General features: G+C 70.9%; 18 protein-coding genes. 10 read left to right on the plus strand and 8 right to left on the minus strand.

Annotated elements, in window-relative coordinates; genetic code table 11:
• Positions 1–320 precede the first annotated feature (320 nt).
• Entirely contained in the window at positions 321–992 is a 672-nt protein-coding gene (locus ACFO6S_RS17625) for a M23 family metallopeptidase (protein WP_378419187.1), read from the plus strand.
• A 95-nt stretch (positions 993–1,087) separates the two neighbouring features.
• Here ACFO6S_RS17625 and ACFO6S_RS17630 read toward each other — a convergent pair whose 3' ends face one another.
• Positions 1,088–1,567, minus strand: a complete 480-nt coding sequence (locus ACFO6S_RS17630; protein WP_378419189.1) for a hypothetical protein — start codon at positions 1,565–1,567, stop codon at positions 1,088–1,090.
• A gap of 165 nt (positions 1,568–1,732) precedes the next feature.
• Between ACFO6S_RS17630 and ACFO6S_RS17635 the strand changes: the two genes are divergently transcribed.
• The 3 genes from ACFO6S_RS17635 (at position 1,733) to ACFO6S_RS17645 (ending at position 4,816) form a co-directional block, all read left to right on the plus strand.
• On the plus strand, positions 1,733–2,650 hold the full coding sequence (locus tag ACFO6S_RS17635) for a M23 family metallopeptidase (protein ID WP_378419191.1): 918 nt from the start codon (positions 1,733–1,735) through the stop codon (positions 2,648–2,650).
• 20 nt (positions 2,651–2,670) lie between these two features.
• Positions 2,671–3,807, plus strand: coding sequence for a class I SAM-dependent methyltransferase (locus ACFO6S_RS17640; protein ID WP_378419192.1), 1,137 nt, complete (start codon positions 2,671–2,673; stop codon positions 3,805–3,807).
• 157 nt (positions 3,808–3,964) lie between these two features.
• Entirely contained in the window at positions 3,965–4,816 is an 852-nt protein-coding gene (locus ACFO6S_RS17645) for a Bax inhibitor-1/YccA family protein (protein ID WP_378419194.1), read from the plus strand.
• Positions 4,817–4,894: 78 nt separating this feature from the next.
• Here the strand turns inward: ACFO6S_RS17645 and ACFO6S_RS17650 are convergent, their stop codons facing one another.
• From ACFO6S_RS17650 to ACFO6S_RS17660, 3 genes are all read right to left on the minus strand, one after another.
• Entirely contained in the window at positions 4,895–5,515 is a 621-nt protein-coding gene (locus ACFO6S_RS17650) for an endonuclease domain-containing protein (protein WP_378419196.1), read from the minus strand.
• A 62-nt stretch (positions 5,516–5,577) separates the two neighbouring features.
• Positions 5,578–5,799 carry a hypothetical protein gene (locus ACFO6S_RS17655; protein ID WP_378419198.1) on the minus strand — a complete coding sequence of 74 codons (222 nt, stop codon included), beginning with the start codon at positions 5,797–5,799 and terminating at the stop codon, positions 5,578–5,580.
• Positions 5,800–5,954: 155 nt separating this feature from the next.
• Entirely contained in the window at positions 5,955–7,172 is a 1,218-nt protein-coding gene (locus ACFO6S_RS17660) for an acetyl-CoA C-acetyltransferase (RefSeq protein ID WP_378419199.1), read from the minus strand.
• A 391-nt stretch (positions 7,173–7,563) separates the two neighbouring features.
• Here ACFO6S_RS17660 and ACFO6S_RS17665 point away from each other — a divergent pair, with 391 nt between their 5' ends.
• The 3 genes from ACFO6S_RS17665 (at position 7,564) to ilvA (ending at position 11,462) form a co-directional block, all read left to right on the plus strand.
• Positions 7,564–8,946: a cystathionine beta-synthase gene (locus ACFO6S_RS17665; RefSeq protein ID WP_378419201.1), complete on the plus strand. Its 1,383-nt coding sequence runs from the start codon at positions 7,564–7,566 to the stop codon at positions 8,944–8,946.
• 69 nt (positions 8,947–9,015) lie between these two features.
• Positions 9,016–10,158, plus strand: coding sequence for a cystathionine gamma-synthase (locus tag ACFO6S_RS17670; RefSeq protein WP_378419203.1), 1,143 nt, complete (start codon positions 9,016–9,018; stop codon positions 10,156–10,158).
• A gap of 83 nt (positions 10,159–10,241) precedes the next feature.
• The gene (gene ilvA, locus ACFO6S_RS17675) at positions 10,242–11,462 is read left to right on the plus strand and encodes a threonine ammonia-lyase (protein WP_378419205.1); all 1,221 of its coding nucleotides are present in this window, start codon (positions 10,242–10,244) and stop codon (positions 11,460–11,462) included.
• A 16-nt stretch (positions 11,463–11,478) separates the two neighbouring features.
• Here the strand turns inward: ilvA and ACFO6S_RS17680 are convergent, their stop codons facing one another.
• Both ACFO6S_RS17680 and ACFO6S_RS17685 read right to left on the minus strand, forming a co-directional pair.
• Positions 11,479–12,267: an FAD:protein FMN transferase gene (locus ACFO6S_RS17680; protein ID WP_378419206.1), complete on the minus strand. Its 789-nt coding sequence runs from the start codon at positions 12,265–12,267 to the stop codon at positions 11,479–11,481.
• On the minus strand, positions 12,264–12,503 hold the full coding sequence (locus tag ACFO6S_RS17685; RefSeq protein WP_378419208.1) for a hypothetical protein: 240 nt from the start codon (positions 12,501–12,503) through the stop codon (positions 12,264–12,266). The genes ACFO6S_RS17680 and ACFO6S_RS17685 overlap by 4 nt, the downstream gene beginning before the upstream one ends.
• A 212-nt stretch (positions 12,504–12,715) precedes the next feature.
• Here ACFO6S_RS17685 and ACFO6S_RS17690 point away from each other — a divergent pair, with 212 nt between their 5' ends.
• The 3 genes from ACFO6S_RS17690 (at position 12,716) to ACFO6S_RS17700 (ending at position 18,183) form a co-directional block, all read left to right on the plus strand.
• On the plus strand, positions 12,716–14,050 hold the full coding sequence (locus tag ACFO6S_RS17690; RefSeq protein WP_378419210.1) for a C40 family peptidase: 1,335 nt from the start codon (positions 12,716–12,718) through the stop codon (positions 14,048–14,050).
• 147 nt (positions 14,051–14,197) lie between these two features.
• Positions 14,198–16,174, plus strand: coding sequence for an SEC-C metal-binding domain-containing protein (locus tag ACFO6S_RS17695; RefSeq protein ID WP_378419212.1), 1,977 nt, complete (start codon positions 14,198–14,200; stop codon positions 16,172–16,174).
• A gap of 29 nt (positions 16,175–16,203) precedes the next feature.
• Positions 16,204–18,183 carry an SEC-C metal-binding domain-containing protein gene (locus ACFO6S_RS17700; protein WP_378419214.1) on the plus strand — a complete coding sequence of 660 codons (1,980 nt, stop codon included), beginning with the start codon at positions 16,204–16,206 and terminating at the stop codon, positions 18,181–18,183.
• 67 nt (positions 18,184–18,250) lie between these two features.
• On the opposite strand, the gene greA is transcribed toward ACFO6S_RS17700, so the two are convergent.
• Positions 18,251–18,745 carry a transcription elongation factor GreA gene (gene greA, locus ACFO6S_RS17705; RefSeq protein ID WP_378419215.1) on the minus strand — a complete coding sequence of 165 codons (495 nt, stop codon included), beginning with the start codon at positions 18,743–18,745 and terminating at the stop codon, positions 18,251–18,253.
• A gap of 247 nt (positions 18,746–18,992) precedes the next feature.
• Positions 18,993–19,418 carry a DUF4307 domain-containing protein gene (locus ACFO6S_RS17710; RefSeq protein ID WP_378419217.1) on the minus strand — a complete coding sequence of 142 codons (426 nt, stop codon included), beginning with the start codon at positions 19,416–19,418 and terminating at the stop codon, positions 18,993–18,995.
• Between the last annotated feature and the right edge of the window lie 58 nt (positions 19,419–19,476).

Here is a 19,476-nt window from a genome sequence, read left to right on the forward strand (position 1 = left end):
CTAGAGTGCGGCGCCGGTCACCTTCCGTCCCGCCGATACCCCGGCGTGTGACCCGCCCCGCGGGCGCCGATATCGGGCCCCAACAGGCCGTTCGGCCGCCCGAGTGTCGCAGATCACTCCAATTGATGCGCATCGTTGCAATAGTTCGCTGACCAGCGCCTGTTGCCTATCATAGTACAGCGTATATCAAGATCAATTTTCGATAACAGGTTGGTCACGATCGACAGGATTGAGATCAGTTCGTAACTTTGTCGGCAACGAAAGCCCGGATCTGCAACTTCCGAGACCCGGGCCCAGCCAACAAAGACGAGGTGATCACTGTGGGAGTTCTCCGCAGCACGTTCAATCGCTCCACCGGATCGGGCCGCATCAAGGGTGCCGCGGTCGCCGCAGTCGCAGGCGCCATCCTGGTCGGCACCGCACCCTCCGGCATCGCCACCGCATCGGCCGCCCCGGTCGGGTTGCCCGCAATGCCCGCTCTCCCCGCGGTCGAGCTGCCCGCCCTGCCTGCGGCTCCCGCCCTGACCGACCCCGCCGCCGCCGCGCAGCGCTGGTTCGACGATCAGGTCAAGAACCTCATGCCCGCCGCGCCGTCCCGCGCGCTCACCGTGCAGCCGGTGTCCGGAACCCTGTCCTCCGGCTACGGGGCACGCTGGGGCTCCCATCACGGCGGCATCGACATCGCGGCGGGAATCGGCACCCCGGTGCTCTCCGCCGCCGACGGCGAGATCATCTCCGCCGGTCCGGCCTCCGGGTTCGGGCTGTGGGTGCGGGTGCGTCACGACGACGGCACCGTGACCGTCTACGGCCACATCAACGAGCACCTCGTCAACGTCGGCCAGCGGGTCGCCGCCGGCCAGCAGATTGCGACCGTCGGCAACCGCGGTCAGTCGACCGGGCCGCACCTGCACTTCGAGGTGTGGGACCCGGCCGGGAACCAGGTCGATCCCGGGGCGTGGCTGCAGCAGCGCGGCGTCGCGGTCACCTGGTGACCTGACGGCCCACGACGGTAACTCCAGATTTGCGCGAGGCGCCCCCGGTACTCCGGGGGCGCCTCGTTTCGTTCAGTGGTCGGTGCGCGCTGCGGTCAGCACTTACCTTCCTGTGCGGCGGCGGCCGCCTTGCGGATCTGGTCCCGCTGGGCCTCGGAGTACTCGGCCCACTCGGCGCTGGGCTCGACCGACTCCATCAGGGACTTGATCGTGTCGGCGCGCTCCTGGGGCGACGTGACGCCCTTGATCTCGAGGTACTCGGACATGTCCGCGCAGGTCGAGGCGTAGAGGTCGGCCCCGGCCGGGCTCGTGGCGCCGCCGTCGCCCGCGGGTGCGTCTTCCCCGCCTGCGGGTGCGGGGGCCGGAGCGGGGGCCTGTGCGGGGGACTCGGCCGGCGCGTCCGCGGGTGCGTCCGCGGGGGTGGTGGCCGAATCCGTGTCGGACGTGTTCTCGTTCGGCGTCGTCACCGACGCCGATGCGGTGGTGGTTTCGGGGGTGGTCTCACCCGAGTCGGAACCGCAACCTGCCAGCAATAACGTGGCAGCGGCGAGAGCTGCGACGATCGTCTTCTTCATGGGCGAATACATATCAGAAAGGCCCCTCCCCGGGCCAGGAACGCGTTACAAGGTCAAGATTCCATTACGGTGGACGAGCTCGATATCGTTTTGTTACATTCGTTCCCGGACAAGGCGCGGACCGTTACCGAGGTCGGCCCCAACCGAGTGGACGAGGTTCTTATCGTGAGCGATCACCGCAGGTCGAGCAGTCGGCCTTCCGCGTTCAGCATCGACTCCGAGGCCGCTCGCGGTCGTCACCGCGCACCTGCTCCACACGCCGGTGTGGGTGTCAAGGCTGCGACGGTCGCCGTCGCCACCGGCGCCGTCCTCGCGGGTGGCGCACAGCTGAGCGCGGCGACCGCGTCCGCCGCCCCCGTCATCACGCTCCCCGACCTGCCCGCGGGCCTGCTGCCCGCAGGCATCGAACTGCCGACCACCATCGCCCTTCCCGAGGGCATCGCGCTCCCCGAGGGGATCGTCCTTCCCGAGGGCTTCGGGCTGCAGCAGACGCCCACCACCCCCTCGGCTCCCGTCACCCAGTCCGCGCCCGCCGCTCAGTCGGCCCCCGCGGCCCCTCAGATCGACATGGGTTCGCCCCTCGCCCTCCCGGACCTCGGTCCCGGGGTCGACGCCGCCAAGCAGTGGGTGGACGAGCAGATCAAGACGACCGCGCCGCTCAAGTCCGCGTTCAAGGCGCGCACCGTGCAGCCGGTGTCCGGCACCCTGACCTCCGACTTCGGCTCCCGCTGGGGCGCGCACCACGGCGGCCTGGACATCGCCGCGCCGATCGGCACCCCGATTCTCGCGGCCACCGACGGCACCGTCATCTCCGCCGGCGCCGCCTCCGGATTCGGGCAGTGGGTGCGAGTGCAGGCCGACGACGGCACCATCACCGTCTACGGCCACATCAACGACTACCAGGTGTACGAGGGCCAGCGGGTCAGCGCCGGTGACCAGATCGCGACCGTGGGCAACCGTGGCCAGTCCACCGGCCCGCACCTGCACTTCGAGGTCTGGGACGCGAACGGCGACAAGGTCGATCCGGGCGCCTGGCTGAGCGACCGCGGCGTCTCCGTCACCTGGCTCGGCCGCAACGCCTGACCGATGAAACACTGGGTGCCGTGCCGGTCCCCGAAGAGCTCCTGTCCCAGCTGCGACGTTTCCCCGACGTCGAGGCGCCCAACCTGTTCGCGGTCGACGGCGCCGACCGACTGATCCTCGACGAGGCGGCCGCCGCGCTGCTCGCCGCGGAGCCCGGTACGGTCGCGGTGATCGGCGACCGCTACGGCGCGCTGACCCTCGGGGCCGTCGCGGGGTTCGGGGTGCTCGAACCACGGGTGCACCAGGACCCGCTCACCGGCGAACAGGCCCTCGCGGCCAACGCGGCCCGGGCCGGCCTGGCGCAGAGCTACCGCGCCTGCCCACTCGACGCGGACCTCCTCGCCGGTGCGACGGTGGTCCTCATGCAGTTGCCCCGTGGTCTGGCCGAGCTCGAGGAGATTGCGGAAGCGATTGCGCGGTACGCGGATCCGGATGTCGTGGTCTTCGCGGGCGGCCGCGTCAAGCACCTGTCGGTGGCGATGAACGAGGTGCTCGCACGCAGCTTCGTGGATGTCCACGCCAGCCTCGGCCGGCAGAAGGCGCGCGTGCTGGTCGCGCGTGGCACCCGTCCGGTGCCGGCGACGCCCGGCTACCCGCGCCGGGAACGACTCGCCGAACTCGACCTCGAGGTGCTCGCGCACGGCGCCGCCTTCGCCGGCACCAAACTCGACATCGGGACCCGCTTCCTGCTCGACCACCTGCCCCGGATGGCGCCCGACGCCGCGACGGCCGTCGATCTGGGCTGCGGGACCGGGATCCTGGCTGTCAGCCTCGCGAAGGCGCGACCCGGCCTGTCCGTGATCGCCACCGACCAGTCCGCCGCGGCCGTCGCCTCGGCGGCCGCCACCGCCCACGCCAACGGCGTCGGCGACCGGGTGACCGCCCTGCGCGACGACGCCATGGCCACCCTCGCCGATGCCTCGGCGGACCTGATCGTGTGCAACCCGCCCTTCCACGTCGGCGCCGCCGTGCACACCGGGGGAGCGCTGTCGATGTTCCGTGCCGCGGGCCGGGTGCTGAGTCCGGGCGGCGAACTGTGGACGGTCTACAACTCGCACCTGGGCTACAAGGGCCCACTGCGCTCGTCCGTCGGGCCGACCGAGCAGATCGCGCGCAACTCGAAGTTCACCGTCTCGCGGTCCGTCAGGGGCGCGTAGTGGACGCGCGGAACGGCCGACCCGGACGGTAGAGTCCGATTTGTCCTTCCGGTGAGTTTGTCCCCGCGTGCGGGAACTATCCGGCGGGCGCCAGTCGTTTCAAGAGCAGACGATCCACCCAAACGGGACTTTCCCGTTGAATGAAGGGACACGCACGGTGCGCACCTCCAGCAACCCGGTGTTCCGCAACCTCCCCAAGCAGGAGGGCAGCGGATACGCCTCGTTCGGTTCTGCCACGGCGGGCGCCGGGCAGATGACTCAGCAGTTCGGCCAGCCGCAGTACACCCAGGCCGAGCCCTACACCACCGGTCCGGCCCAGCCGGCCATGACCATCGACGACGTCGTCACCAAGACCGGCATCACGCTCGGTGTGCTGACGATCTCCGCGATCGTCTCCTACTTCCTGGTCAACAGCGACACGAGCCTGGCGACGCCGTTCGTGATCGGCGGCGGCCTCGTCGGCCTCGTGCTGGTGCTGGTCGCCACGTTCGGCCGGAAGATGGACAACCCGGCGATCGTCCTCGCGTACGCGGTGGCGGAGGGCGTCTTCCTCGGCGCGCTGTCGTTCATGTTCACCGACATCACCTTCGGTGGCGTCGGCGGCGCGACCCTCATCGCGCAGGCGGTCCTCGGTACCTTCGGCGTGTTCTTCGGCATGCTGGTGGTCTACAAGACCGGCGCCATCCGCGTCACCCCGCGGCTCACCCGGATGATCATCGGCGCCCTCATCGGCGTCGTCGTCCTCGCACTCGGCAACCTGATCGCCGGCTTCTTCACCGAGGGCGGGCTCGGCCTGCGCGACGGCGGCACGATGGCGATCATCTTCAGCCTCGTCTGCATCGGCATCGCGGCGTTCAGCTTCCTGCTCGACTTCGACGCCGCCGACCAGCTGATCCGCGCGCAGGCGCCGGAGAAGGCCGCCTGGGGCGTCGCGTTCGGCCTCACCGTCACGCTGGTGTGGCTCTACGTCGAGATCCTGCGCCTGCTGACCTACTTCAACAGCGACTAGTAGCGCGCGCTCAACCCCCGAACGGGCGGTTGCCGGGACAACGGCCGAGAGGCCTCCCCGGTAACCGCCCGTTCGTCGTCATACCGGCGCCCCCGCTGTGCGCAGCGCGTCGCGAACCCGGCGGACCAGCACGCCGGGGCGGTCGTAGAGCAGCTCCGCCCCGACCCGCACCACGGTCCAGCCCAGCGCCTCGATCCTCGCCAGACGCTCGATGTCCCACGCCCGCTGACGGCGCTCCTTCCAGTGGTGTTCGCCGTCGTACTCGACGAGCACCCGCCACTCCCGCCAGCCCAGGTCTGCGCGGGCGAACTCCCAGCCGGCCGTCCCGAAGAGCACGATCTGTGTCTCCGGTCGGGGCAGCCCGGAGTCGACCAGCGTGAGGCGGGTGTGGGTCTCGGGCGGGGATTCGGCACCGCCGTCGACGTCGACGAGGAGCGACCGCAGCGCGGCGATCCCGCGGGCACCCGGATGCCGGTCCGCGAGCATGCCGACCTCCTCGGGCTTCAGACCGGTGGCGTGGCAGAGTCCGTCGAGGGCGACGATCGCCTCACGGCGGGGCAGCCGTCGGCCGAGGTCGAACGCCGCCCGCGCCGGCGTTGCAACCCGTATGTCCTCGACGAAGGTGCTCTCGCCGGGTTCGAGGCGGAAGTCGAGCAGGAGCAGGTTCGGGGCCGGCCGGTAATGGCCCGACCTGATCACCTCGGCGGGCGCGGACGCGTCGATCCACCTGGACCCGTGCAGCGCCGCCGCAGAGAACCCCGTCAGGACCGCGTCCGGGCCGGCGTAGAGAACCCCGTCAGGACCGCGTCCGGGCCGGCGTAGACCCAGGCGGCCCTGGCCCGCACGGCGGCGGTGACGTCGACCTGCCTGGCCACGTAGACGTCGCGGTAGAGGCGGGTGAAGTCGTGGCGGAGTTGGTGCTCGGTCAGGCCGCCGCTTGCGATGGCTGTCGAACCCCTGAACGGCGCGTCGAAGGTCCCCATCGCCTCACCCTGCCGTGCCCCGCACCACCGCACACGGGTGCCGGGTGACCTGTGCACAACCCGCGACGTTGTCCACAGACGACGAACGGGCGGTTACCGGTAGGACCTCTCGGTCGTTGTCCCGGTAACCGCCCGTTCGCGGTGGAGCAGAGGAACTAGCTGAGGCGCTCGAGCACCATCGCCATGCCCTGGCCGCCGCCGACGCACATGGTCTCGACGCCGAAGGTCTTGTCCTGCTCACGCAGGTTGTTGAGCAGGGTGTTGGTGATGCGGGCACCGGTCATGCCGAACGGGTGGCCCAGGGCGATCGCGCCACCGGAGATGTTGATCTTGTCCTCGTCGAGGTTCAGCGCACGGGCGGAGCCGATGACCTGCACCGCGAACGCCTCGTTGATCTCGAACAGGTCGATGTCGGAGACCGACATGTTCGCGTAGCCGAGGGCCTTCTTGACGGCCTCGATCGGGCCCAGGCCCATGATCTCGGGGGACAGGCCGGTCGCGGCGGTGGAGACGATGCGCGCGAGGGGGGTCAGGCCGAGGGCCTTCGCCTTGGTGTCGCTCATGATGACGAGCGCGGCCGCGCCGTCGTTGAGCGGGCAGGCGTTGCCGGCGGTGACGGTGCCGTCGGGACGGAAGACCGGCTTGAGCTGGCTGATCTTCTCGTACGCGGTGCCGGCGCGCGGGCCGTCGTCGGTGCTCACGACGGTGCCGTCGGCGAGGGTGACCGGGGTGATCTCGTTGGCGAAGAAGCCACGGTTGATGGCGTCCTCCGCGCGGTTCTGGCTGCGGACGCCCCAGCGGTCCTGGTCCTCACGGCTGATGCCGGTCAGCGACGCCACGTTCTCGGCGGTCTGGCCCATGCCCAGGTAGACGTCCGGGATCAGGCCCTTGTCGCGCGGGTCGGACCAGGCGATGCCGCCCTCGGCTTCCTTCGCGGAGCGCTCCATGGCCTCGGCGTACTTCGGGTTCTTCGTGTTGGGCCAGCCGTCGGCGTTGCCGGTGGCGAAGCTGGACACGGACTCGACGCCGGCCGAGATGAACACGTCGCCCTCGCCCGCGCGGATGGCGTGCATGGCCATCCGGGTGGTCTGCAGCGAGGAGGAGCAGTAGCGGTTGACGGTGACGCCGGGCAGGAAGTCGTAGCCCAGGTTCACGGCGGTGACGCGGCCGATGTTGTAGCCGGACTGGCCACCGGGCTGGCCACAGCCCATGAGCAGGTCGTCGATCTCGGTGGGGTCGAGCTCCGGGATCTTCGCGAGGGCGGCGGCGACCATCTGGGCGGCCAGATCGTCCGGACGCATGTCCTTGAGCGAACCCTTGCCGGCCCGGCCGATGGGCGAGCGCACGGCGGAGACAATGACGGCCTCAGGCATGAGAACTCCTTCTTCTTGTTCTTGAGGGTGCGTGGGCGGTGCCCCGCACCCTGTGGTTTGGGTCAGACGTTACGTGGCGCGCTTCGGGTACCGGCGAGGCCGTCCGGGATCGAGGATTTTCGGCGCCCCGGCCGCCGGTTCGGGCGCCGGGGGTTCGGCCCGCGAGGCAACCGTCCGGTCGCGCGACGCGAAGTCGCGCCGGTGTGGAAAATGGCTGGCGGACAGTCGGGTTCGCGTACCGGACCGCGCCGCCGGGAGCGCGTGGCGGCGCCGCGACGGTCGGACGTCGGTGGGAAAGCAGCTGTCGTCCCGGTCAGCGGGAGGGGGCGCGGGCGCCGAGGGTCCGCATACCAGGTGTTGCCGAGACGGCGCGCTCTGGGACGATGGTCACATGCGCATCGCGGATCATGTCGTGGACCTCATCGGAAACACCCCGCTGGTCAAGCTGAACTCGGTGGTCGCACCGGGCTCCGGGCTGGTGGCGGCCAAGATCGAGTACCTGAACCCGGGCGGCAGCTCCAAGGACCGGATCGCCGTCAAGATGATCGACGCGGCCGAGGCGTCCGGCGAGCTCAAGCCCGGCGGCACCATCGTCGAGCCGACGTCGGGCAACACCGGCATCGGGTTGGCCCTGGTGGCGCAGCAGCGCGGCTACAAGTGCGTCTTCGTCTGCCCGGACAAGGTCAGCGAGGACAAGCGCAACGTGCTCAAGGCGTACGGCGCCGAGGTCGTGGTGTGCCCGACCGCGGTCGCCCCCGAGCACCCGGACAGCTACTACAACGTCTCCGACCGGCTGGCCCGCGAGCTGCCCGGCGGCTGGAAGCCCAACCAGTACTCCAACCCGGGCGGGCCCGCGAGCCACTACGAGACCACCGGACCCGAGATCTGGCGGGACACCGAGGGCAAGGTGACGCACTTCGTCGCAGGCGTCGGCACCGGCGGCACCATCACCGGCACCGGCCGCTACCTCAAGGAGGTCTCCGGCGGCAAGGTCAAGGTCATCGGCGCGGACCCCGAGGGCTCGGTGTACTCCGGCGGCACCGGCAGGCCGTACCTGGTCGAGGGCGTCGGCGAGGACTTCTGGCCGTCCGCCTACGACCCGTCGATCCCGGACGAGATCATCGCCGTCTCCGACGCCGACTCCTTCGACATGACCCGTCGCCTCGCCCGCGAGGAGGGGCTGCTGGTCGGCGGCTCCTGCGGCATGGCCGTGGTGGCCGCGCTGCGCGTCGCCGAGCGCGAGCCCGACGCGGTGATCGTGGTGCTGCTGCCCGACGGCGGCCGCGGCTACCTGTCGAAGATCTTCAACGACAAGTGGATGTCCTCCTACGGCTTCCTGCGCACCCGGCTCGACGGCTCCGTCGACGAGCCGACCGTCGGGGACGTGCTGCGCGCCAAGTCCGGCGCGCTGCCGGACCTCGTGCACACCCACCCGTCCGAGACGCTGCGCGACGCCATCGAGATCCTGCGCGAGTACGGCGTCTCGCAGATGCCGGTGGTCGGCGCCGAGCCGCCCGTGATGGCAGGCGAGGTGGCGGGCAGCGTCACCGAGCGGGACCTGCTCTCCGCGGTGTTCGAGGGCCGCGCGCAGCTTGCGGACTCCGTCGAGAAGCACATGAGTGCGCCGTTCCCGCTGATCGGCGCCGGCGAGCCGGTCACCGCCGCGACCAAGGCGCTCGGCGACTCCGACGCGCTGATGGTGGTCGAGGACGGCAAGCCGGTCGGCGTCATCACCCGGCACGACCTGCTCGGCTTCCTCAGCGCCGGGTCGTAGCCTTCGACGGACCGGGCGGCCCTTCCGGTCGCCCGGTCCCTCGGGGCGGGGCTGGCTAGGCTGGTCGGCATGAGCGAGCAGGGATTCTCCACAAAGGCCATCCACGCCGGCTACGAGCCGGACCCGCAGACCGGTGCGGTCAACGTGCCGATCTACGCGAGTTCCACCTTCGCCCAGGACGGCGTCGGCGGCATGCGCAACGGATTCGAGTACGCCCGCACCGGCAATCCGACCCGCAGGCCGCTCGAGGCCAACCTCGCGGCCATCGAGTCCGGCACCTTCGGCCGGGCCTTCGCCTCGGGCATGGCGGCGACCGACTGCCTGCTGCGGTCGGTGCTGCGGCCGGGCGACCACCTGGTCATCCCCGACGACGCCTACGGCGGAACCTTCCGGCTGATCGACAAGGTGTTCTCGCAGTGGGGCATCGAGCACACCCCGGCCGCGGTCGCCGACGTCGACGCCATCCGCGCCGCGATCCGGCCGAACACCAAGCTGGTGTGGGTCGAGACGCCGACCAACCCCCTGCTCAACATCGGTGACATCGAGGCGGTGGCCGAGGTCGCGCACGCCGCCGGTGCGAAGCTGGTGGTGGACAACACCTTTGCCTCGCCGTACCTGCAGCAGCCGCTCTCGCTCGGCGCCGACGTGGTGCTGCACTCGACCACCAAGTACATCGGCGGGCACTCCGACGTGGTCGGCGGCGCGCTGGTGACCAACGAGCAGGAGCTGGACGAGAAGTTCGCCTTCCTGCAGAACGGCGCAGGCGCGGTGCCCGGCCCGTTCGACGCGTTCCTGACCCTGCGCGGCATCAAGACCCTGGCGCTGCGGATGGACCGGCACTGCGACAACGCCGAGAAGATCGTCGAACTGCTCAGCGGGCACGCCGCGGTCTCCCAGGTGATCTACCCCGGCCTCGAGTCGCACCCGGGCCACAAGGTCGCCGACAAGCAGATGCGCCGGTTCGGCGGCATGATCTCGGTCCGGCTGGCAGGCGGCAAGCAGGCGGCGCTCGACTTCTGCTCGCGCACCGAGATCTTCACGCTCGCCGAGTCGCTCGGCGGCGTCGAGTCACTGATCGAGCACCCCGGCGCGATGACGCACGCGTCGACCGCAGGGTCGGCCCTGGAGGTGCCGGACGACCTGGTGCGCCTGTCCGTCGGCATCGAGGACGCCGCGGACCTGCTCGCGGACGTGGAACAGGCCCTGGCGTAGGCCGCGCCGCTGCTCGTGCGCGGTTGACGTGTCCACGGACCCGTCAACCGCGCACGAGCGGCATCGCCGCCTAGGGTGGCGTGATGGAGCTGGTGACACGGGAACAGATCGCGGAGGCCGCGGCGCTGCTGCGGCCGGTGGTGCGCCGGACCCCGATGCTGCAGTCCCGGGTGCTGTCCGAGCGGACCGGTCACGAGGTCCTGCTCAAGTGCGAGAACCTCCAGCACACAGGATCGTTCAAGGTGCGCGGCGCCTACTGCCGGATGGCGAACCTGAGCCCGACGCAGCGGGCCCGCGGGGTGGTGGCGGCCAGCGCGGGCAACCACGCGCAGGGGGTGGCCTGGGCGGCGCGCCTGCTGGGGATCACCGCGACCGTGTTCATGCCGGTCGGGGCGTCGCTTCCCAAGCTCGTCGCGACCCGAGGGTACGGCGCGACAGTCCACCTGCAGGGTGCGAGCGTCGACGACGCACTGCTTGCCGCGCACGAGTACGCCGAGCGGACCGGCGCGGTCCTCATCCATCCCTTCGACCACCCGGACGTGGTCGCCGGCCAGGCGAGCGTCGGCACGGAGATCCTCGACCAGCTGCCGGACGTCGGCACCGTCGTCGTGCCGCTCGGCGGCGGGGGACTGCTGGCCGGCATCGCGGCCGCGGTGGCGGCGGCCCGTCCGTCCGTGCGGGTTGTCGGGGTGCAGGCCGAGCGGGCCGCGTCGTGGCCGGGTTCGCTGGCCGCGGGCCACCCGGTGGCGGCGCCGTCGCGGTCGACGATCGCGGACGGCATCGCGGTCGGGCTGCCGGGGGCGGTGCCGTTCGCACACGTCGCGGCGCTCGTCGACGAGGTGGTCACGGTTACCGAGGACGCGCTCTCGCGGGCACTGCTGCTGTGCATGGAACGGGCCAAGGTGGTCGTGGAACCGGCAGGCGCGGCGGCGGTCGCGGCGCTGCTGACCGTGGATCCGGCGCTGCTGGCGGCCGACGGGCCGGTGTGCGCGGTGCTCTCCGGCGGCAACATCGACCCGCTGCTGCTCACCCACGTGCTCACCCACGGTCTCGGGGCGGTCGGACGCTACCTCGCGGTGCGCGTGCGGATCCCGGACCGGCCCGGCGGCCTGACCGCACTGTTGCAGGAGGTCAGCGCTTCCGGCGCGAGCGTCGTCGACGTGTGGCACTCACGCACCAGCGGAACCCTGGACCTCGACGAGGTGGAGGTGCTGCTGACGGTCGAGACCCGCGGACCCGACCACCGTGCGCAGGTACTGGCGGTACTCGATGCCGCTGGCTACTCGGTGCAGGTCCAGGACTGAGCGACGGTGCCGCCGGTCACGGCCAGCCGCCGAGCCGGGTGACCCGGAAGTCGCGGTCCACCAGTCGCGCGGGCAGGCCCAGCCCGTCGATCCAGGCGGTCGCGTCGGCGTCGCGGCGCACGGCAGCCCTGGCGACGGCCGCGGCGCGGAACGCCGAGTCGGCGACCACGGTGACGGTCCGCCAGCGCGGCCCGTCGCCGGGTTGCGGGTGCAGGGGAGTGACCGTGCTGGCGGTGGCCAGTCCGGAGCCGGACGGGATGGACACCTGGCAGGACGGATCGCCGGGCAGGTCCTCGACCTTGATCTGCCAGCCCGACTCGGGTTCCGGTCCCGCGGTGGAGACGTCGCCACCGAGGCTGACCAGGACCCCGCAGCCCAGCAGGGTGGCGACCTCCGCCGCGCACCGGTCCGCGGTGACCGCGCGGGAGGTGGCGGAGAGGTCGAGCGCGGTGTCGGCGGGCAGCGTGACCTCGTCTCCGCGCACCGCGACGGACCGCCAGGCGTGCGGTCGCGACGCCCCGACGACGGGGTCGAGGGCCCCGTCGGTGAGTTCGGCGGCCTCGAGCGCCCGGCGGATCTGCTGCGCCAGCGCGGTGCTCACCCGCAGGGGCCGGCCGGCGGCCGCGTTCAGCAGGGCCACCTCGGCGTCCTCGCGGGTGTCGCTGGCGACGACGTCGGCGCCGGCGAGGTGCCCGCGCACCAGGTGCCACGCGGAGTCGAGCAGGTCGGGGTCGGTGACCACCACCGTCGCTCGCACACCCCACATGGACCAACTCTTGGCGGCCTTGTCCACTGCGGCGGTCACGACCCGCCGGAGACGACGTCGTGCCGTCCGGTGCCTGCACTGACCGCCGGGCCGGACGGTACGGCGCTGCTGCTGCCGGGCAGCAACGAACTGGCCGGTCCGAGCAGGGGCGCGGCGGCGGCGACGGTGGCTGTGGTCAGCGCACCGAGACCGATCGCGCCGACGACGCCGGACGCGGCGATCGCGCGTCGGATCCGGGACTGGCGGTGGGGGCGGTCGGCAGGCGTGAGGCTCACCCGACCCAGCCTTCACCCCGTTCCTGAGAACTGTCTGAACTTTTGCTGACAATTGCCGGAACCCCGGACATGGTGTCGAAAGGCACTCAATACTGGGGACGGCTCAACGAATGACAGCAAAACTCCCGAAAGGTGGCGAATGTCACTGGCCTGGGGCGCTGCCCGTCTACGGTTGAAGGCCAGTGAACTTTCGAGATGTATTGGAGTTGCGAATGCCGGTTGATCCCGCCGCGGTCATCGTGGCTGTTGCGACCGCTCTGGGCGGACTCGTGCAGGGTGCAGACATTCCACTTCCGGTCAAAGATCATGTGACACAGACGATTCAATCGATCGAGGCGGCTGCTCCGGGGGCGTCGAAGCAGCTCGACGAGGCCATCGCCCTGCTGCCCGAGCAGGTGCAGGGACAGGCCCGGCAGGCGGTTTCGGACGCGGCCGGTGCGGCCCGGGATGCAGCCCAGCCGTACCTGCCGCCGGAGCCGCAGGCAGCGGTCGTCACGCCGCCCGTCGAGGCGCCACTCGTGCCACCCGCAGCCCCACCCACGGCCCCGCCTGCCGTCGTTTCGCCGTTGTACGCGGCGCCGCAGGCGTTTGCTGACGTCCCGTTCGTCGGCGATCTCTCCCGTGCGGCGTCCGCGCTGCCCGCGGTGTTTCCGGGCTCGATCGCACCGATCGGCGCAATCGCGGTGTTCGTGCCCTGGCTGCAGAAGGCCGGCGAGATCTGCGACGGTGTCAAGCCGCCGGTCCTGGCGGCGCTGTACAACGCGGAGAACGGATTCCGGTTCGGCCCGACGGCACCGGTGTCACGGGACGGCGCGATGGGCCCCGGCCAGTTCATGCCCGGTACCTGGGCCAAGTACGGCAAGGACGCGGACGGCGACGGCAAGGTGGACGTCCTGTCCGTCGCGGACTCGGTGATGGCCTCGGGCAACCTGCTGTGCGACATGTACGGCGAGATCGACGCCTGGAAGAAGCAGGGCCTGGTCCAGGGCGACACCCTCGACCTGACGATCGCCGGCTACAACGCAGGCGTCGGCGCGGTCCGGCGGTCGGCGGGCATGCCGTCCGGCCTGCCGGACTACGAGAACCAGACCAAGCCGTACGTGAGGAAGATCCGGGCCACCGAGGCCCAGTTCGCGATGATCCTGGCGCCGTTCACCGGGAACTCCGACGGCAGCGTCGGCAGCAAGGTGGTCGAGGCCGCGCTGAAGTTCCTTGGCCTGCCGTACGTGTGGGGCGGCGGCAACATCAACGGCCCGTCGGGCGGCGGCTTCGACTGCTCCGGCCTGACGTCGTTCGCGATGTACCAGGCGACCGGCGACAAGCTGACGCTGCCGCGGACCTCGGAGACGCAGTGGAACATCGGCATGGAGATCCCGATGGAGGCGGCGCGACCCGGTGACCTGGTGTTCGGCAACTGGCAGGCGGGCGGACCCGGGCACGTCGGCATCTACATCGGCAACGGTCAGATGGTGCACGCGCCGCAGACCGGCGACGTGGTGCGTGTCGGGGCGGTCTTCGAGAACATGAAGGCCCGCCGGATCGTGTGAGGCGGCTGCGCCGCTCGTGCGCGTCTTGCGGGTCCACGGACCCGGCAGACGCGCACGAGCGCGAAGCGCCTCCGGACACAGGCGGTGCCCGCTCGGCGGGGCCGCAGAGGCGTCGACCGGGCCGACCCGGTCGCATACGATCGCAGGGTGACGGACTCGAGCGATCCCCGTGAAGAAGACCTGTTCGACGCTGATTTCGGCGCGGACCCCGAGTTCGGCACGGTACCCGAGTTCACCGAGACCGCGATGTCGGTCCTGCGCGCGCGGGGACCGCTCTCCGTCGACGACTTCGCAGGCGCGCTGGCGGAGCAGGGGCTCGGCTCGGCGGAGCAGGCCGTCGAGCTGATCGGGTTCCTCGAGGATCCGGCGCTCACCGTCCTCGCGGACGGTCGTTACGCCGCCGCCGACGCGGTGCTCGAGGGTCGCACGCTGACCCATCGACTGTCCGCGGCGGAGATCGAGTCCGGCATCCTCGACGTCCTGCCCGACCTCTCGCCGCTGACCACGCTGGTCGAGGCGGGCAGCCCCGACGACGACCGCGAGTTCAGCGTCGTCTTCCCGGACTTCGACGCCGACGTGTTCACCGCGCGTGGGCTGACCGACGCCCCCGCCCCGGAACTGGAGCGGCTGCTGCTGCGGCCGGATGCACTCAGCGGCTGCGCCGCCGGTGACCTGATCGGCATCGAGGTGTCGGGCGGAGCGCTGCGGCTGGTCCGCCTCGACTCGCCCGCGACCGAGACGGATCTCGCAGATCCGTTGCGCCGCATCATCGTCGACGGCACCGCGGGCTACGTCGACGCCGTCGCCCTGCAGTTGATGGCCGACGATCCCACGCTGTTCGCCACCCCGGCCGCGCCGCTGACCGACCTGCTCACCGCCGCCGGGTACACCTGCGAGCGGGACCACATCGCCGTCCACGGTTTCGACTTCGAGGGGTACCACCGCGCCACCCGGGTCGGGATGGTCGCGCGCGAGCACGAACTGCACGCCGATGAGGCAGGCGCGGTCGTCGACTTCGCCTACCTGGTGCGCGAGGTCGCGGAGGCGGCAGCACTCGGCGAGGACCCGATGGTGCTGGCGGCCACCCGGGTTGCGCAGTCGCCGGAGAGCTACGCGGCACTCGAGGACCCGGTGTCCGCGGCCGCGGCGCTCGACCTCGCCGCCCGGATCGAGGACGACCGGACCGAGGCGCTGCACGCCGCCGCGGTGGCGCTGCTCGAGCACGCACCGCGCCGGACCCTGCCAGCCGCACACTGGATCGCGGCCAAGGCCGCGGACCGGCTCGGCGACGTCGAGGCGGCCGCCGCGCACTACGAGAGCGCACTGGACCGCGACCCCGACTGGGTGCCGGCGATCTTCGACCTCGCCCTGCTCGCCGCGGACGGCGGCGACGTGACGCGCGCCCAGTCGCTGCTCGGCCGCATCGAGGGCGGGGACGCGGAGGCGCTGTACGAGGTGCTGGCCCGGTACCAGCCCGTCGAACACCCCGAGCTGGGTCGAAATGACAAGTGCTGGTGCGGTTCCGGACGCAAGTACAAGTCCTGCCACCTCGGCCGGTCCGACCTGTCGGTCGATGCGCGCGCGGAGTGGCTCTACACCAAGGGGCAGCTGTTCGCGCGGACCCCGGAACTGTTCGACCTGGTGTACAGCCTCGCCGAGATCCGCGCCGAGTACTGGTCGGACGAGGACGGCCTGGCCGCGGCGCTCGAGGGCGGCCTGGCCGTCGACGTCGCGCTGTTCGAGGCAGGCATCTTCGACCTGTTCGTCTCCCGGCGCGGCGACCTGCTGCCGCCGGCCGAACTCGAGCTCGCCAGGCAGTGGTTGGCGGGCCGCCGATCGGTCTACGAGGTGACCGCGACGACGCCGGGCGAGTCACTTACCCTGCAGGACGTGCGCGGCGGCGACCCGGTCGAGGTCGTCGACGAGTGGGGGAGCCAGAACTTCGCCGTCGGGACGGTGCTCTGCGCCCGGTTGCTTCCCACCGGCGAGTCGGTCCGGGCCTTCGGCGGCATGGAGCCGATCGACCCGTCGGAGCGGGACGCACTGCTCGAGTTGCTGGACTCCGAGGACACCGAGCCCGATCAGCTGGTCGACTTCCTCAGCCGAGTCTTCCTGCCGAACTGAGGTTCTCGCCGGTCGCCTACGATCTCGGGGTGACCGACTTGATCGAATCCCGCGACGACCAGCATCCCGATACCGATGAGCTCCTCGGCCTCGATGTCGACTTCGATGTGGTCGACGTCGCCGAGTGCGCGATGGACGTGCTCCGCGAACGAGGCCCGCTCAGTGCCGAGGACTGGGCGAGCGTGCTGGTCGAGGCGGAGTTCGGCACGATCGAGGAGATGACCGAGCTGGCGGCCGTCCTGGAGGGCCCGGCGCTCGGACAGCTCGCCGACGGGCGCAAGGTCGCAGTCGACAGCCTGCTCGAGGGCCGGGTGCTCACGCATCGGCTCACCGCAGCCGAGATCGCCTCGGGCATCGTCGACATCGACCCCGACCTGTCCGCGCTGACGTGCCTCGTCGAACAGGGCACCCCCGACGGCGGGCGGGACGTCACCGTCGTCTTCCCCGAATTCGACGCCGCGGTGTTCGCCGCGCGGGGCCGCACCGACATCGATGCGCCGGAGCTCGAGCGGCTGCTGCTCGATCCCGACGCGCTCGCCGAACACGTCGCGGGCGACATGATCGGACTCGGCATGGCGGGCGGGGCGCTGCGCCTGGTCCGGGTCGACCGGGCCGTCGCCGCCCCGGACCTCGCCGAGCGGCTGGGCCGGATCATCGCCGACGGCACCGCCGAGCACGCCGATCCCGTCGTCTGGCAGTTGATCGCCGACGACCCGGAACTGTTCACGGCCCCGGCCGCGCCGCTGGCAGAACTGTTCGACGGCGCGGGCTACGTCAGCGAACGCAACTACGTGGCAGCCCGCGGCTTCGACTTCGCCGCGTACCACCGGGCGAATCTCGTCGAGTCGATCGCGCGGGAGAACAAGCTGCGCCTCGACGAGGCAGGCGCCGTCGTCGACTTCAACGACCTGGTCTGCGACATCGCCGAGGCCGTCGAGCGCGGCGAGGACCCCGACGCCGTCGCCGCGGCCCGGGTGGTCGCCGCTCTGGACGCCTACGCACTCCTCGAGGACCCGTCGGTCGCGGCCATTGCGCTCGACCTCACCGCCACCACCGGAGAGGACCGCGCACACGCCCTGCACGCCGCCGCGGTGGCGCTGATCGAGCACGCCCCGCGCCAGGCGAAGGTGTCCGCGCACTGGCTGGCGGGCAAGGCCGCCGACCGGCTCGGCGACGTCCGCGCCGCCATGACGCACTACGAGAGCGCGCTGGACCGGGACCCGGAATGGACGCTCGCCACCTTCGACCTGGCGCTGCTCGCCGCCGACGCCGGCGACCTGACCCGGGCGCAGTCGCTGCTCGGCCGCATCGAGGGCGGCGATGCGGAGACCCTGCACGAGGTGCTCGAGCGGTACCAGCCGGTGGAACATCCCGGGTTGGGCCGCAACGATCGCTGCTGGTGCGGATCCGGCCGCAAGTACAAGGCCTGCCACCTCGGCAAGTCCGAGCTCACCGTCGACGCCCGCGCATCGTGGCTGTACACCAAGGCGCTGATGTTCGCGCGCACCCCGGAGCTGTTCGACCTGGTCTACAACCTCGCCGAGATCCGCGCCGGCCATTCCGAGGACGAGGACGCCACCATCGAGGCACTCGAGGGCGGCCTGGTCATCGACGCCGCACTGTTCGAGGGTGGCGTCCTCGAGCAGTTCGTGGAACGCCGCGAGCAACTGCTGCCTGCCGAGGAACTCGAGCTCGCGCGGCAGTGGCTGACGGGCAGCCGGGGCCTGTACGAGGTGACGGCGGCCGCGCCGGGCGAGTCGCTGACCCTGCGTGAGGTGACCGGCGGAGACGTGGTCGAGGTGACCGACTCGGTGGCCGGCCACAACTTCGTGGTCGGGACGCTGGTCTGCGCCCGACTGCTGCCGACGGGTGAGTCGGTCCGGGCGTTCGGCGGCATCGAGCCGGTCGACCCGGAGTACCGGGACGAGCTGCTGGAACTGTGCGGGTCGGAGGAGACCGAGCCGGACGAACTGGTCGACGTCCTCAGCCTCGCGTTCGCCCGGGGCTGACGCGTAGACGCACAACCCCGGTCGAGCTCGGGCTCGACCGGGGTTGTGTGAGGGAACGTGACTGGCGTCAGCTGTGGTACGGCTCCGCGCTGATCAGCGTGACCTTCATCGTCTTGTTGTTGGGGAGCACGTACTCCCGGGTGTCGCCGATCGTCGCGTTGAGCAGCGCCGAACCGAGCGGGGAGTTCGGGGAGTAGACCTCGAGCTCGTTCTCGCGGACGCCCTCCTCGCGGGTGGCGATGAGGAACGTCTCGGTGTCGGTCTCGTCACCGTCGTAGTACACCTTCACGACGGAACCGGGCAGCGCGACACCGGACTGGGTGGGCGCCTGGCCGACCTTGGCGTTGTTCAGCAGGTCCTGGAGCTGACGGATCCGAGCTTCCTGCTGGCCCTGGTCCTCGCGGGCGGCGTGGTAGCCACCGTTCTCCTTGAGGTCACCCTCTTCACGACGCTCGTTGATCTCGGCCGCGATGATCGGGCGGTTCGCAATGAGCTGGTCGAGTTCGGTCTTGAGCCTGTCGTGGGACTCCTGGGTCAACCAGGTCACCTGGGTCTCGGTCATGTCTCGATCACTCCTCGTAGTCGGAACCCTCACGGGCCCCCCGGACGGACCGCTGAAATGCAGCGGTCGACGGTGGCAGCGCGTGTTCCTCCGGAAGTGATTCCCCCGGCGGGCTCAGTGGAGTCGAGCCGTTACACCCTGCCGCCAATGCAGCAATACACGGTTCCAGTCAGGAACCGTGTATTCGAGGAATTCTAGCACGATCGGGGGTCCAAGGGCCCTGGCCGAATGCGTGTCGGTCCGCCGGTCAGCCCGCGTTGAGGTACCCCGGGGCGCCCATGCCGCAGCCGTAGATCTCGGCGATCGCGGGGCGCAGTGAGGTCCGGATGGGGAGGGTGATCTCGACGGTGCCGCTGTCCGAGGGCTGCACGTACACCTCGCGGCGGCCGGTCTCGGAGCCGTCCTTGGAACGGGCCCGCAGGATGCAGACCGCCGGCTCGGACGAGACCTCGCGGGTGACGGTGAATCGGGCACTGATCGTCGAGTCGTCGACGATGTCGTACGAGATGATCTGCGCCTCGACGTCCTTGTTCTCGAACTTGTTGTAGGCGAGGAAGGCGAGTGCGACGCCAAGGGCGACGACTCCGATGGTGAGCACGACCGCCAGGATTCGTGATCCGCGCAGGCTCCGCTCCGGTGCGGGATAGCGGTCAGTGGGCACAGTTTCGGTCATCGGCTCAGCTCTCGTACAGCGGTCCGGGCGAGCTGCGTCGCCCGGCGGGGCGCACCTT

Source organism: Rhodococcus kronopolitis, assembly GCF_042654025.1.
GTDB lineage: Bacteria > Actinomycetota > Actinomycetes > Mycobacteriales > Mycobacteriaceae > Rhodococcus_G > Rhodococcus_G kronopolitis.

Excerpts from the sequence above, each read along its gene's own strand:
- ACFO6S_RS17630 (WP_378419189.1), bottom strand. The coding sequence starts at position 1,567 with ATGAAGAAGACGATCGTCGCAGCTCTCGCCGCTGCCACGTTATTGCTG.
- ACFO6S_RS17655 (WP_378419198.1), bottom strand. The coding sequence starts at position 5,799 with ATGGGGACCTTCGACGCGCCGTTCAGGGGTTCGACAGCCATCGCAAGC.
- ACFO6S_RS17660 (WP_378419199.1), bottom strand. The coding sequence starts at position 7,172 with ATGCCTGAGGCCGTCATTGTCTCCGCCGTGCGCTCGCCCATCGGCCGG.
- ACFO6S_RS17665 (WP_378419201.1), top strand. The coding sequence starts at position 7,564 with ATGCGCATCGCGGATCATGTCGTGGACCTCATCGGAAACACCCCGCTG.
- ACFO6S_RS17670 (WP_378419203.1), top strand. The coding sequence starts at position 9,016 with ATGAGCGAGCAGGGATTCTCCACAAAGGCCATCCACGCCGGCTACGAG.
- ilvA (WP_378419205.1), top strand. The coding sequence starts at position 10,242 with ATGGAGCTGGTGACACGGGAACAGATCGCGGAGGCCGCGGCGCTGCTG.
- ACFO6S_RS17690 (WP_378419210.1), top strand. The coding sequence starts at position 12,716 with ATGCCGGTTGATCCCGCCGCGGTCATCGTGGCTGTTGCGACCGCTCTG.
- greA (WP_378419215.1), bottom strand. The coding sequence starts at position 18,745 with ATGACCGAGACCCAGGTGACCTGGTTGACCCAGGAGTCCCACGACAGG.
- ACFO6S_RS17710 (WP_378419217.1), bottom strand. The coding sequence starts at position 19,418 with ATGACCGAAACTGTGCCCACTGACCGCTATCCCGCACCGGAGCGGAGC.